This window comes from Paraburkholderia sediminicola (genome assembly GCF_902859805.1).
GTDB lineage: Bacteria > Pseudomonadota > Gammaproteobacteria > Burkholderiales > Burkholderiaceae > Paraburkholderia > Paraburkholderia sediminicola.
In genome coordinates this window covers 1-13,180 of the sequence record NZ_CADIKC010000018.1, presented here as the reverse complement: position 1 = coordinate 13,180, position 13,180 = coordinate 1, and the positions used below count along the sequence as shown (strand labels likewise).

Annotated in this window: 9 protein-coding genes, 1 pseudogene and 2 riboswitches; of the genes and pseudogenes, 4 read left to right on the top strand and 6 right to left on the bottom strand. The window is 63.1% G+C overall.

Features of this window, described 5'->3' with window-relative positions; translation table 11 throughout:
* Nucleotide 1: 1 nt before the first annotated feature.
* The 5 genes and pseudogenes from bluB to cobA form a co-directional block, all read right to left on the bottom strand.
* Nucleotides 2-661: a 5,6-dimethylbenzimidazole synthase gene (gene bluB, locus R8871_RS35765; RefSeq protein WP_175054630.1), complete on the bottom strand. Its 660-nt coding sequence runs from the start codon at nucleotides 659-661 to the stop codon at nucleotides 2-4.
* A complete protein-coding gene (locus R8871_RS35760) occupies nucleotides 645-1,943 on the bottom strand; it encodes a cobyrinate a,c-diamide synthase (RefSeq protein WP_175054629.1) in 1,299 nt (432 codons plus the stop codon). Before R8871_RS35760 ends, bluB begins: the two co-directional genes overlap by 17 nt.
* A gap of 3 nt (nucleotides 1,944-1,946) precedes the next feature.
* Nucleotides 1,947-2,549 carry a cob(I)yrinic acid a,c-diamide adenosyltransferase gene (gene cobO, locus R8871_RS35755; protein WP_054036361.1) on the bottom strand — a complete coding sequence of 201 codons (603 nt, stop codon included), beginning with the start codon at nucleotides 2,547-2,549 and terminating at the stop codon, nucleotides 1,947-1,949.
* Nucleotides 2,546-3,091: a cobalamin biosynthesis protein gene (locus tag R8871_RS38810; protein ID WP_322789533.1), complete on the bottom strand. Its 546-nt coding sequence runs from the start codon at nucleotides 3,089-3,091 to the stop codon at nucleotides 2,546-2,548. The genes cobO and R8871_RS38810 overlap by 4 nt, the downstream gene beginning before the upstream one ends.
* Nucleotides 3,092-3,814, bottom strand: a pseudogene (gene cobA, locus R8871_RS38805) (uroporphyrinogen-III C-methyltransferase); the annotation flags it as partial.
* Between the two features lie 223 nt (nucleotides 3,815-4,037).
* Nucleotides 4,038-4,265: riboswitch (cobalamin riboswitch) on the bottom strand.
* A gap of 79 nt (nucleotides 4,266-4,344) precedes the next feature.
* A riboswitch (cobalamin riboswitch) is annotated at nucleotides 4,345-4,617 on the top strand.
* Nucleotides 4,618-4,801: 184 nt separating this feature from the next.
* On the opposite strand from cobA, the gene cobW reads away from it, so the two are divergent.
* The 4 genes from cobW to R8871_RS35730 all read left to right on the top strand — a co-directional run bounded on the left by cobW (nucleotide 4,802) and on the right by R8871_RS35730 (nucleotide 11,444).
* Complete coding sequence (gene cobW / locus R8871_RS35745) at nucleotides 4,802-5,902, top strand: cobalamin biosynthesis protein CobW (RefSeq protein ID WP_175054627.1); 1,101 nt, start codon at nucleotides 4,802-4,804, stop codon at nucleotides 5,900-5,902.
* A gap of 6 nt (nucleotides 5,903-5,908) precedes the next feature.
* On the top strand, nucleotides 5,909-9,709 hold the full coding sequence (gene cobN / locus R8871_RS35740; protein ID WP_175054626.1) for a cobaltochelatase subunit CobN: 3,801 nt from the start codon (nucleotides 5,909-5,911) through the stop codon (nucleotides 9,707-9,709).
* The gene (locus R8871_RS35735) at nucleotides 9,706-10,773 is read left to right on the top strand and encodes an ATP-binding protein (protein ID WP_175054625.1); all 1,068 of its coding nucleotides are present in this window, start codon (nucleotides 9,706-9,708) and stop codon (nucleotides 10,771-10,773) included. Before cobN ends, R8871_RS35735 begins: the two co-directional genes overlap by 4 nt.
* An 80-nt stretch (nucleotides 10,774-10,853) precedes the next feature.
* On the top strand, nucleotides 10,854-11,444 hold the full coding sequence (locus R8871_RS35730) for a vWA domain-containing protein (protein WP_175054624.1): 591 nt from the start codon (nucleotides 10,854-10,856) through the stop codon (nucleotides 11,442-11,444).
* Nucleotides 11,445-11,485: 41 nt separating this feature from the next.
* Here the strand turns inward: R8871_RS35730 and R8871_RS35725 are convergent, their stop codons facing one another.
* Nucleotides 11,486-12,427, bottom strand: a complete 942-nt coding sequence (locus R8871_RS35725; RefSeq protein ID WP_175054623.1) for a flagellar brake protein — start codon at nucleotides 12,425-12,427, stop codon at nucleotides 11,486-11,488.
* Between the last annotated feature and the right edge of the window lie 753 nt (nucleotides 12,428-13,180).

Here is a 13,180-nt window from a genome sequence, read left to right as displayed (position 1 = left end):
ATTATTCCGGCGCTTTATCGTCTTCCGGCCAGCGATTCTCGAACACGCACTCGGCGAGCGGCATGCGGCTCGCCCAGCGTTCGGTTTCCAGCATCGGCTCGCTGTAGAACTGATCGACGTGGCCGAGACACAGGATCGCCACCGGCCGTGCGCCCTCGGGCATGTGCAGCAGCGTACGCACTGTGTCGACGTCGAATAGCGACACCCAGCCCATGCCCAGTCCTTCCGCGCGCGCGGCCAGCCACATGTTCTGGATCGCGCAGGCCACGGAAGCCAGGTCCATTTCCGGCAAGGTGCGGCGTCCGAAGATGTGACGCTCGCGGCCGTCCATCAGCGCCATCACCAGCAGTTCGCCGCATTCCAGCATGCCTTCCACTTTCAGCTTCATGAACTCTTCGCGACGCTTGCCGAGTGCGTCGGCGGTGGCGAGGCGTTCGCTTTCTACGGTTGCATGCAGCGCGGTGCGCAAAGCCGGGTCGGTAATACGCGCGATGCGCCAGGGCTGCATGAAGCCGACGCTCGGCGCGTGATGCGCTGCATCGAGCAGGCGTTGCAACACAGCAGGCTCAACCGGGTCGCGCACGAAATGGCGCATGTCGCGCCGCTCGTAAATCGCGCGGTAGACGGCTTCGCGTTCGGAATCGTTAAAAGGCTTCGCCATGGAACAGGGCGGCCGTGAAGGCCGGGTTGGAGGGCCAATAAGCATGCATATAGGTTGCCACGATCGAGCCGGCACGGAACACGGCCTCGCCGGGGGCATCGTTATTTGGCCGGGTGGCTGAACGCAACGGCGTGAGCGGCGTCGTCAGTTTTGAGTAGTGGAACGTGTGACCGGTCATTGAACCGTGCAGGCTGTCGATCTGTTGCATGCCGAGCGCGGTGAAGCGCGTTTGCATTGTGGCATGGCCGGGCAGCAGGCCGAGCATCGGCGTTGTGGCGCCGCCCGTGTCGGTCAATTGTTCAAGCAGGTAGAGCATGCCGCCGCATTCGGCGACGACCGGTTTGCCTGCTGCGGCGTGTGCGCGGATCGTTGCGGCACTGCGCAGATTGCCGGCGAGCAGTTCAGCATGCAGTTCGGGATAGCCGCCAGGCAGGTACAGCGCGTCGGCGTGCTCCGGCAGCGCTTCATCGGCGAGGGGTGAAAAGTAATCGATGTGCGCGCCCAATGTCTCCAGCAGCGTGACGTTGGCCGGGTAGATGAATGAGAACGCGGCATCGCGCGCAATGGCGATGCGCTTGCCTTCCAGAAGACGCGGCGGTGCTTGTTCTACAGGCGTGCCGAATTCGACCGGCGGCGGCAACTCGGCCAGCGCGGTTTGCGCGAGCGCATCGGCCGCGCGATCCAGACGTGTGTCCAGATCGCCGATCTCCGCCGCCTGATGCAAACCGAGATGACGATCGGGAAGTTCGATTTCGTCGTTGCCGCTGATGTGCCCGCACCAGCGCAGGTCCCGGGCTAAAGCCTCCTCGAGCATTTGCGCGTGCCTTGGCGAGCCGACGCGATTGGCGAGAACGCCGTAAAACGGTACCTCCGGCCTGAATTGCGCAAGGCCGAAAGCGACCGCGCCGAAGGTCTGCGCCATGGCTTTTGCCGAAATCACCGCGAGCACCGGCACGCCGAACGTGGTGGCCAGATCGGCGCTGCTCGATGTGCCGTCGAACAGCCCCATCACGCCTTCAATCAGGATCAGATCCGCCTCGGCGGCCGCCTGCGCAAGCAGGTTGCGACAGGCCGACTCGCCCACCATCCACAGGTCTAGCGACAGGACCGGCGCGCCGCTGGCGCGTGCGAGGATCATCGGGTCGAGAAAGTCGGGGCCCGTTTTGAATACGCGCACGCGTCGCCCCAGCCGCCGATGGTAGCGCGCCAGACCCGCGGTAATCGTGGTCTTGCCTTGGCCCGACGCGGGCGCGCTAATGAACAGGGCGGGGCACGCGGACATTGCTCAGAACTCCACGCCGCGCTGCGCTTTCACGCCTTGCTCGCGATACGGGTGCTTGACGATGCGCATTTCGGTGACGAGGTCGGCGGCTTCGATCAGCGCGTCCGGTGCGTGACGGCCGGTCACCACCACGTGCAACATCTCCGCACGCGCGTTCAGTACCGACAGCACTTCGTCGAGTGGCAGGTATTCGTACTTCAGCACGGTGTTCAGTTCGTCGAGGATCACCATCTGATAGTCGCCGCTTTCGATCATGCGGCGCGCTTCGTTCCACCCTTTGCGCGCGGTGGCGATGTCGGCGTCGCGATTCTGCGTGTTCCAGGTGTAGCCGTCGCCCATCGTGACGAAGTCGCAATTGGCGATTGCGCCGAGGAAGTCGCGCTCCGACGTATGCAACGCGCCCTTGATGAATTGCACGACGCCGAGGCGCATGCCGTGCCCAAGCACGCGCACGGCCATGCCGAACGCGGCGGTGGTTTTGCCTTTGCCGGTGCCGGTATTGACGATCAGCAGACCTTTTTCGACGGTGGCGCTGGCCTGCTTTTTTTCGTGACCCTCGCGCCGGCGTTCGGTCATGCGTTGATGCGATTCGGGATCGGTCTTCATGGAAGGTCCTGTTTTTGAGTGTCGTTGTTTGTCTGTTCGCAGGCGAGGCGGGCGGCGGTCGATGCAATTGCGACGGTGACGCCGGCGTGTACGGTTTTGCGCACGAGCAGCCGTGCATTGGAGGTATCGGCTGCAAACGAGGCAACTGGGGTCATTGAGCCAATTGAGGCATGGGCTGCGTCGGGCGCGCGGGCCGCCTCAGATTCGTTCGCCGCAGCGAGCAAGGCGCACGGCTCGCAGACGCCGTCTATGCCGAGATGCTCGCGGGCCGCTGCCGACCGATCCTCCACGGAGACCGCCGCAATCTGCTCGCGGCTGAACAGTTTCAGCGGCAGCGCATGACGTGCGCAAAATTCGAGCAGGCCGGTTTCGTGGGCTTTGACGTCAACCGAGGCGATCGTGCTGATTTCGTCAAATGAACGCAAACCGAGCGTGGCGCGCACAGCCGCTTCGATTTCCTCGGCGGAGCTATGCAAACGACAACCGATGCCGACGGTTAGCGTTTTCCTTGCGCTGCTGTGAGCTTCGCTGCCGATATTCACCGCATCACGCGCCAAAGCCAGCGACGCCACACCACCGATCACCACAATCGCCGGCGAGCCAAGCCCGGCGCGCGCGACCGTATCCGCGAACGCGCCGAGCCGCGCGAGCGCATGCCGTTGCTCGGGGCGTGTAGCCGATTCGATCGCGGCGCACGGCGTATCGGCGCTCATCCCGGCCGCGAGCAACGCGTCGACGATTTCGTTCAGTCGCCGCATGCCCATGTAAATCACCAGCGTCATTCGTGTGGCGACGAGCGCGGCCCAGTCCGGCTCGCCGCTGCCGGCGCCGTGTCCGGTGACGAACACTACGCCTTGCGCGTGATCGCGATGCGTCACAGGAATGCCGATTGCCGCGGGGGCCGCGATCCCGGCGGTGATGCCATTGATCACGTCTACGCTAATGCCCGCGGCATGTAGCGCCTGCTGTTCCTCGCCGCCACGGCCGAACACGAACGGATCGCCACCTTTCAAACGGGCGACGCTGCGTCCCGCCCGCAGATGCTCGAGCATTTGCGCGACGATGCCGGCCTGCGGCGTCGACGGATGGCCGCCGCGTTTGCCGACATACACGACCAGTGTGTCCGCGCGCGCGAACTGCAGTACTTCAGGATTCACCAGATCGTCGACCAGCACCACGTCGGCTTGCGCCAACGCGCGCGTCGCTTTGAGCGTCATTAGTTCGACGTCGCCGGGGCCGGCGCCGATCAGCCAGGCGCGGCTCATCGCGGCGTGCATGGCGCACGCCATGTCGTGACAAGCGGGAGCGGGTGAGGCGCGAAGATGCCTGAGGCGGCTGAAATTGAGGTCATGCGGTGCAACGAATTACGCGCGACGAAAAATGCCGCTCGCCGCGTTTCTCACAGAAAACGCCAACGGCCGCGCCATGTCGTGCTTCAGCGCCTTCACATCCGTCCCTCGCGGATTCCGGCGGCCGGCAGCGTGATGTTCGCTGCCTCCGCGTCTGGCCGGTATCCGGGCTGACGGCCTCATGCGTTTTGCCTTCCCGCCCGGATTCGCCGGACAGTGGCATCAAAAACGCATGCGCGATGCGAAAGCACCGCAGGTCGCTTACCGTTGCGGGGACAGCACAGGTTGAGCGCAGCGAGCGCGGCCTGTTTCCCGTTTAACTGCACATGCGAACGCATATGCGGGCACCAAACGCGCGCATACGATAGCACACGGCAAGCCGCGCCGGCACTGTGGAAAGGCCTTGCCGAAGCCCGCGTTTCCTTGACGGCACGGGGCGCTCGGCCTAAACTCGCACGCACTTTGGTGCTCGTGTGCGCGCTCGTGCGCATGCAGTTAAACGGGAAACAGGGTGCCCACCTGCAATGGACCGGGTCAACCTGTGCTGCCCCCGCAACGGTAAGCGAAAAGCGGTGCGTTTCTAAGCGCCGCGGAGCCGGCTTCGATGTCCACGCGCAAGGCCGCGTCGGCATATAACCACTGGGCGAGAAACCACTCGTCCGGGAAGGGGAAGCGGCGCTTTCGCCAGCCCGGATACCGGCCAGACTACGAAGAACGACCATCGCGGGGATGCGGTGGCGCGTTCATGACCTCATTCTCGTTTCCAGTTTTCGGTTGCTTCGGCAACGCCGTTGTCCGTCCCCGTGTTTTGTTAAGGTCGTGGTTTGGGGTATGTGCCCCGTTTGCCCGACCTGTACACGATGCCCCGGCGTGCTCGAGCAACTCCTACGGATGGCTCCCACGATGCAAACTCAAATGCGCAAGATCCCCGTCACCATCGTCACGGGCTTTCTCGGCAGCGGCAAGACCACACTGCTGCGGCACATTCTTCAGCATGCGGGCGGCAAGCGCATCGCGGTGATCGTCAACGAGTTCGGCGAACTCGGCATCGACGGGGAAATCCTCAAGGGTTGCGGCATCGGCTGCGATGAGAACGGCGTCGAGACCGAAGGGCAACTGTATGAACTCGCGAACGGCTGCCTGTGCTGCACCGTGCAGGAAGAATTTTTCCCGGTGATGGAAAAGCTGGTCGAGCGCCGCGAGCAGATCGATCACGTGCTGATCGAGACGTCGGGCCTCGCCTTGCCGAAGCCGCTGGTGCAGGCGTTCAACTGGCCGCAGATCAAGAATAGCTTTACCGTCGACGCGGTCGTCACCGTGGTAGACGGCCCGGCCGCAGCGAGCGGCCAGTTCGCCGACAACCCAGTCGCCGTGGATGCGCAACGCAAGGCCGATCCGAATCTCGATCACGAATCGCCGCTGCACGAATTGTTCGAAGATCAATTGTCGGCAGCCGATCTGGTGATTCTGAACAAAACCGATTTGCTCGACGAAGCGCATCAGGCTTCTGTCGAAGCCGTCATCCGCGAAGAAATTCCGCCGCAAGTGAAGATCGTGCGCGCGCAGATGGGTCAACTTGATCTGCATACGCTGCTGGGCCTCGAAGCGGCGTCGGAAGAAACAATTCATCTGCGCCACGACCATCACGGTTCGGCTGAAGACGCCGATCACCATCACGACGAGTTCGATTCGGTTGTCGTGCACGCGAATGTTTCATCGCGCGAGGCCGTGATCGCCGCGTTGCAAGGACTCGTCGAAACGAACACGATTTACCGCGTGAAAGGTTTCGCGGCGTTGCCGGGTGCGGCGATGCGTCTGGTGATCCAGGGCGTGGGCCGTCGTTTCGATAGTTATTTCGACCGGCGCTGGCAAGCGGGTGAAACCGACGCAGAGCAACAAAGCCGCTTTGTGCTGATCGGCGAAGACCTCGACCAGGCCGCGCTGCAACAGGCATTCGAGGCCGCGTTGGGCGCCGTGGCGAGCACCCAGCCGCAACAGGCGTAACCGGTCATGCATCTGCTGCGCACCACGCCGGGCGGTTTTGTCGACGATACACAGGGTGTGATCCGGATCGATCAGCAGCCCGCCGATATCGTGGTGCTCAGTTCCGCGGATACCACGCTGTCATTGCTCGCGAGCGTCTTTCCGCGTCTGGGAGAGGGTTTTCCGAGCGTGCGGCTTGCGAACGTCACGTATTTGCGGCAGCCGGCTTCGGTCGATTTCTATATCGAAGACGTGTTGCAGCACGCGCGTGTCGTGGTGGTCGACCATCTTGGTGGCGAGGCGTACTGGCCATACGGCATCGAACAGGTGGTCGCCCTCGCCGAGCGTAAGCAGCAGACGCTCGCAATGTTCTCCGGCGATCTGCAGGAAGACCCCAATCTGCTCGCGCGCAGCACCGCCGACGCCGAACTGTGTCATCAGCTATGGCGCTATCTGCGTGAAGGCGGGCCGCAGAATGCCGAGGCCTTCCTGCGTTTTATCGCGTACCGCTCGCTTGGCTGGGGGCGCGAGCCTGCGCTGCCGCGCGCGTTGCCTGCGGCGACGCTCTACCATCCCGAACGCGACACGCCGACCATTGCCGACTGGCAGGCGCGCTGGCGTGAAGATGCGCCGGTCGCCGCGATTCTGTTTTACAAGGCGCATCTGCAGGCGGCCAACACAGCGGTGTTCGACGCCCTGATCGATGCACTCGAAGCGCAAGGCCTGAATCCGTTACCGATCGCGATTACCTCGCTTAAAGACGCGATGAGCCGCGACGTCGTGCAGCAGCTGTGCGCACAACATGATGTCGCGCTGGTGCTGAATACAACCGCATTCGCCGCGTCTGCTATCGACGACCCCGAGCCGCTTGCGCTCGCCGGCGACGCGCCGGTACTGCAGGTGATCCTGAGCGGCGGTAATCGTGAAGACTGGGTCAAAGACAATCAGGGCCTCAACTCGCGTGATATCGCCATGCATATCGCGCTGCCGGAAGTGGACGGCCGGATCATCACGCGGGCGATCAGTTTCAAGGGGCTCGCCTATCGTTGCCCGCATACCGAAGTCGACGTGGTTCGCTACCAGCCGGACCTCGAACGCGTCGGCTTTCTGGCCGAACTGAGCCGCCGCTGGTGCCGCCTGCGAACGCTCGATAACGCGGACAAGAAACTTGCGCTGATCCTCGCCAACTATCCGATGAGCGAAGGGCGTATCGGCAATGGCGTGGGGCTCGATACGCCGGCCTCGGTGGTCGGACTGCTGTCCATGCTGCGTGATGAGGGATATCGCGTGGCCGAGCTGCCCGGCGACGGCGACGCGCTGTTGAAGAAGCTGACCGAAGGCGTGACCAACGATCCGGTCGTGCGCGACTTGCGGCCCGCGTTGCAAAGCCTTGCGCTCGACGATTACCTTTTGTACTTCAACGCGTTGCCGGCGGAAGCTCGCAATGCGCTGAACGCGCGTTGGGGCTCGCCGGAACAGGATCCGACGTTGCGGCGCGGCCGTTTCATGATTGCGGGCTGGCGTTGCGGGCAGGTGTTCGTTGGCATACAACCCTCGCGTTCGCGCGAGCAGGGCGATTACGCGAGCTATCACGACGCTGAACTCGTGCCGCCGCACGCCTATCTGGCGTTTTATTTCTGGTTGCGTCATCAGTTTGGCATCGACGCTGTCGTGCATGTCGGCAAGCACGGCAATCTCGAATGGTTGCCGGGCAAGAGCGTCGCGTTGAGCGATGCCTGTTGGCCCGATCTGATTCTCGGTCCGATGCCGCATCTGTATCCGTTCATCGTCAACGACCCGGGCGAGGGCAGTCAGGCGAAGCGTCGCGCGCAGGCTGTCATCATCGATCACCTGATGCCGCCGCTCACACGCGCTGAAAGTTACGGGCCGTTGCAGGACCTCGAGCGCCAGGTCGACGAATACTATGAAGCGCTGATGGTCGATCCGCGCCGCTCGAAACTGTTGAGGCGCACCATTCTCGCGACCATCGTCGAGCATAAGCTGCATGACGAGTTGAGTCTTGCGGAGCCGAACGGTCAGGACGATGAAGATGCGCTGCTGACGCGGGTCGATGCGTGGCTGTGCGAGTTGAAGGAAGCGCAGATTCGCGACGGCTTGCATACGTTCGGACAGTCGCCTGAAGGTGTACAGCGGCGCGATACGTTGCTGGCGCTGGGGCGCTTTCCGGTTGGCGATGGCCAGGGCGGCAAGGCCGGTCTGATCGACGCGTTGGCGCGCGATCTGCAGATGGATCACCTATTCGATCCGTTGTCGGTGGATTGGGCTGCGGCGTGGGACGGTCCGCGTCCGGAGGTATTGCAGCAGGCGAGCGACGCGCCCTGGCGGCATTGTGGCGATACACGCGAGCGTCTGGAACTGCTGGCGGCTGAGATGTTGCGTGAAGTGTGCGGCGATGAACCGTCCAATGCGACGCCCGCAGGCGGAACGTTGCTGCAAGCCGAACGGGTGATCGAACGCCTGCGCAACGACGTATTACCGCGACTCGACGCCTGCGGTCCGCAGGAAATGCTGCACCTGAGGCGCGGCCTTGAGGGGCGTTTCGTGCCGCCGGGGCCGAGCGGTTCGCCGTCGCGCGGAAGGCCCGATGTGCTGCCCACCGGCCGCAACTTCTATTCCGTCGATACGCGCGCCGTGCCGACGCAAGCGGCATGGTCGCTCGGTTTGAAATCCGCGCAGCAATTGATCGAACGGCACTTGCAGGAGAAAGGCGACTATCCGCGCGCGATCGGTCTCTCGGTATGGGGCACCGCGACCATGCGCACCGGTGGCGACGATATCGCCCAGGCGCTTGCTCTGCTCGGTGTGCGGCCGAAGTGGGCGCCTGGCAGTCACCGCGTGACCGACTTTGAAATCATGCCGATCGAGGCTTTCGACCGGCCACGTATCGACGTCACGTTGCGCGTATCCGGCTTTTTCCGCGATGCCTTCGCGAACGTGATGCATCTGTTCGACGCCGCCGTGCAGGCCGTGGCCGAACTCGACGAACCTGAAGACCTGAATCCGATCCGCGCGCGCGTGCTGCGCGAACGCGATGCGCTGATTGCACGCGGCATGGACGCCACCGAGGCGCGCAAACGCGCCGGCTGGCGCGTGTTCAGCGCGCGGCCCGGCGCGTATGGCGCGGGTCTGCAGGACATGATCGACTCGCAGCAATGGCAAACCGACGCCGATCTCGCGAACGCCTATCAGGCATGGGGCGGTTACGCCTACACGCAGAAAAGCGCCGGCGAAGAAGCGCGCCACGCATTCGGCACACGTCTCGCCGCAATGGACGTCGTGCTGCAGAACCAGGACAACCGCGAACACGACCTGCTCGATTCGAACGATTACTACCAGTTCCAGGGTGGCATGGTCGCGGCGGTGCGGCATCTGGCCGGCAATCAGCCGCAGATCTATCACGCCGATCACAGCAATCCGGCCGCGCCGCGTGTGCGCACGCTGCATGAGGAGATCGCGCGGGTGGTCCGCTCGCGCGTGGTCAATCCGAAATGGCTCGATGGCGTGAAACGCCACGGCTACAAGGGTGCCGCTGAAATCGCGGCGACGGTCGACTACCTCTATGGCTACGATGCGACCGCGCGGGTGATCGCCGATCATCAATACGCGCTCGTCACCGATGCTTATCTGAACGACGCCGACACACGCGAGTTCTTGCAGCGGCACAATCCGCACGCCATGCATTCGATCTGCGAGCGTCTGCTCGAAGCGATGCAGCGCGGTTTGTGGCAGGCGCCCGGCGAGTATCGCGCGCAAGTCGAACAGCATCTGCTCCAGAGCGAGCAGCAGATCGAAGGAATGCAACCATGACGAACGCTGCGACCCAACGGCCCGCTTTTCCCTTTGCTGCGCTGATCGGCCAGACGCCATTGCAACAGGCGCTTCTCCTCGCTGCGATCGATCCGGGTCTGGGTGGCGTGCTGGTGAGCGGGCCCCGCGGCACGGCGAAATCGACCGCGGCGCGCGCGCTCGCCGAATTGTTGCCGGAAGGGCAATTGGTGAATTTGCCGCTCGGCGCGAGTGAAGACCGCCTGATCGGCACGCTCGATATCGAAACCGTGCTGCGCGACGGCTCGGTGCGTTTTTCGCCAGGCTTGCTTGCGAAAGCGCATCGCGGCGTGCTGTATGTCGATGAGGTGAATCTGCTGCCCGATGCGCTTGTCGATGCGTTACTCGATGCGGCTGCCAGTGGCGTGAATACCATTGAACGCGATGGCGTCTCGCATAGTCACGATGCGAGCTTCGTGCTGATCGGTACGATGAATCCGGAAGAAGGCGAGTTGCGGCCGCAGTTGATCGATCGCTTTGGTTTGATGGTTGGGCTGCAGAACTGTTTTGAGCCGCAGGTGCGTCAGCAGATCGTCAAGGCGCGTCTGGCGTTCGATCTCGATCCGCAGGGTTTTCGTGCGGGATATACCGAGCAGCAGGAAACGTATATTCAGCGGATTCGTGCGGCACGTGAAGCGCTGCCGCAACTCCACTTCGACGACGCCGTGCACGCGCATGTCAGCGCGCTGTGCATCGACGCGGCGGTCGATGGGCTGCGTGCCGATCTCGTCATGTTGCGTGCGGCGCGGGCATTGGCAGCGCTGGAGCAGGCGAATGCGGTGACGACGGAGCATGTCGAACGGGTTGCTGAGTCGGTGCTGGCGCATCGGCGTCATGATCGGGAGACGCGTGCAGGTGGTGACGCACGTGAGAGCGAAGCGCCACGGCAGGCTGCCGACGATGCGGACGCCGCGTCATCGGCATCTTCGCTGGATACGACGCCGGACGCTGCCGCCGGCGATAGCGATTGGGGTTACTTGCCGCCACAGCCCGCGGGCGTTGCGCAGGTCAAAGGCGTCATTCCGCTCAACGCAAAAAAACGCTGAGCCATCGGAAGGGTGCCGCCGCTGACTCGCGCAGCGGTTTTCGATGGCGGCAAGGGGCCGGCGCAGGTCCGCGTAGCCGCTTGCAAGGTGCGCCGGGCAAGCGCATTGCATGGCTGCCGACGCTCGTCGCAAAGCGTCAGGACACATTGCGCGCCGGGCATCTGCGTTTCGCACGAGAGGCGCCATGGAGCGGTGTGCTGCATTGCTTCGTGCTCGATTGTTCCGGTTCCATGCTTGGCGGGCAACGCCTCGCGCTCGCCAAGGGTCTGCTGATTGCGTTGTTCGATCGCGCCGGTGCCTCGCGCGCGGAGGCGGCGCTGGTGTGTTTTGGCGGGGCTGGCGCCGATCTGCGTTTCGGTCCGGCTGTGCCGCGCTGGTGGAACGAGCGGTGGCTTAGACCGGTGGGCGGGGGCGGTGGGACGCCGCTAGCGTCCGGTGTCCGTCAGGCTGCGCAGGTACTGGAGCTCAGCGCCCGGCGCAAGCCCGCGCAGCAGCGCTGGCTGTGGATATTGACTGACGGCCGCAGTAGCGATCAGCCGGTGCGGCCCCGCCACGCGGACGAGGTGGTGTTCGTCGACTTCGAGCGAGCGGCGATACGGCTAGGCCGTTGCCGGACGCTTGCCGATGCGTGGGGCGCGGCGCTGTTTGCGCCGGACGAACTGATCGCCTGAGTCTGGGCGGCACGCGCGACGTGCGGTACGGTTTCGCGCGTTTATTTCAAACCGTTGGACCAGTACTGCACATCGTCCTGGCGGTCGAATACGAAGACTTTCATCGCCATCTGCTGTGCGGCGTCGAGTTGATCGAGTTCGAGGCCGTGGGTTGACGGCTCGCCCGGCAGACTGCCTTTCTGCACGTTGCGGATGATTGCAGTGGTTTCGATCTCCGTTTGCATCTCTGCCGATTTGAGGCAGAAGGCGACGCGCAGGCGCTCGCCGACTGCCCCCAGCGTCCACGAAGCGGCCAGCGACATGCCGAGTGCGCTGATGCTTTTGGCAAGACCCAGACCGTCATATGAATCGCCGGTTTCGCCGATGCCGAAGCGCACCGCGAGGTGCGCGTGGACGCGAATCGATTTGCGTTCGCGCAGGCGGCGGATCACGCCGGGTTTCGACAGCACCACGTAGTCGAATGGGGCGCGGCAGACGGCCTCGACCGTGCAGACGAAACGAAACACGGCATGACTCGCTATGGCAACGATCTCGATGTTTTCACCGAGGCGTAGCGGGAGGATGCGGCCGTCTTGCAGTGGCGGCGTGACAAAGAGCGCATGGTTGGGCGCGAAGCCGATGATGCGGCATGGATGCATCGGCGCGCCGCTGCCGAGTTGGGAGCGCACACCGATTAATGCACCTATCGTCAGGTGCATGTCTTTTAGTGTGAGGTTGCCGGTGGTGGGTTGCTCAGCCTGGGGCTCCGGTTGTGGCGCTTTTTCCAACAGGTCGCCGCGGTGCGGGTGGAAGTTGTCGAAGAGGAAGTTGCGCTCGTCCGTGGTCGCCAGGATGGAGCCGCCGGCGAAGAGGAGTGTGCCGTCGGAGTCTGCGATCGGCCAGGCGAGAGGGGTGCCTACCGGCACGGCTTCCAGCGTCAGCGACGGGGTGGGGGCCGTGGCTTGAGCTTCGGCTTGGGCTTGGGCTTCTGTCGGGTTTTCCATGGGCGGTGGCTAAATATGTCGCGGGATTACTTGTTTACGGCGGTTCTTGCTGGGAGCTTTAGGGGGTGTTTGCTTTGGGCTTGTGGTTTTTGTGGTTTTCCTTGAATTGTTGGTGGTCTATTGGCGTTGCCCCTGTGCGGGGCGGCACTTACTTTCTTTGCCGCCGCAAAGAAAGATAAGCAAAGAAAGCGGCTCAAACCACTAATGCTAAGTGGGGCCCGTGGTCTGCTGCAGGTAGTGGTGCATCTGGAATCTGTGTTCGTGCACCGGCATGCGCTTGTGACAAGAGCGTCATTCTTCCGGCGGCGCTGCGCGCGCCGAAGCGTTCTTCATAACACCACTCCTCTCGGTTGCGCTTCTTGTGGTGTGAGTTCGTTCGTTGGCATTGGTGGTCCGCGCTTGCAAAAAAATGCGATCACTGCTACTGCTCGAAATTAGCTTGGATGCCTAAGTATTTTTTTGGTGTCGTGGACAAGGGCCGTTTCGGTGTCTCTCAACTTTTTGAAAATAATTGCACAAGGGGGATTGACGAGGTGCCGACCGATCTCCATAATCTCGTTTCTCTGCTGCTGATGCAGCGACGCAGAACGAAGCGGTGCCGGGTGGTTGAAGTGGGCGCGGGTTCGGTAGTGAATGCGTAATCGATCTTTAAAAATTAACAGCCGATAAGTGTGGGCGCTTGATGCGCGACGCGCTGGTGGACTCTTCGGGGTCTGCCGGAAGCGAAAGTATCAAGTCTCACACTAGTATTAA

What these genes read in the sequence shown, in the direction of transcription:
- bluB (WP_175054630.1), bottom strand. Translation starts at nt 661, where the DNA reads ATGGCGAAGCCTTTTAACGATTCCGAACGCGAAGCCGTCTACCGCGCG.
- R8871_RS35760 (WP_175054629.1), bottom strand. Translation starts at nt 1,943, where the DNA reads ATGTCCGCGTGCCCCGCCCTGTTCATTAGCGCGCCCGCGTCGGGCCAA.
- cobO (WP_054036361.1), bottom strand. Translation starts at nt 2,549, where the DNA reads ATGAAGACCGATCCCGAATCGCATCAACGCATGACCGAACGCCGGCGC.
- cobW (WP_175054627.1), top strand. Translation starts at nt 4,802, where the DNA reads ATGCAAACTCAAATGCGCAAGATCCCCGTCACCATCGTCACGGGCTTT.
- cobN (WP_175054626.1), top strand. Translation starts at nt 5,909, where the DNA reads ATGCATCTGCTGCGCACCACGCCGGGCGGTTTTGTCGACGATACACAG.
- R8871_RS35735 (WP_175054625.1), top strand. Translation starts at nt 9,706, where the DNA reads ATGACGAACGCTGCGACCCAACGGCCCGCTTTTCCCTTTGCTGCGCTG.
- R8871_RS35725 (WP_175054623.1), bottom strand. Translation starts at nt 12,427, where the DNA reads ATGGAAAACCCGACAGAAGCCCAAGCCCAAGCCGAAGCTCAAGCCACG.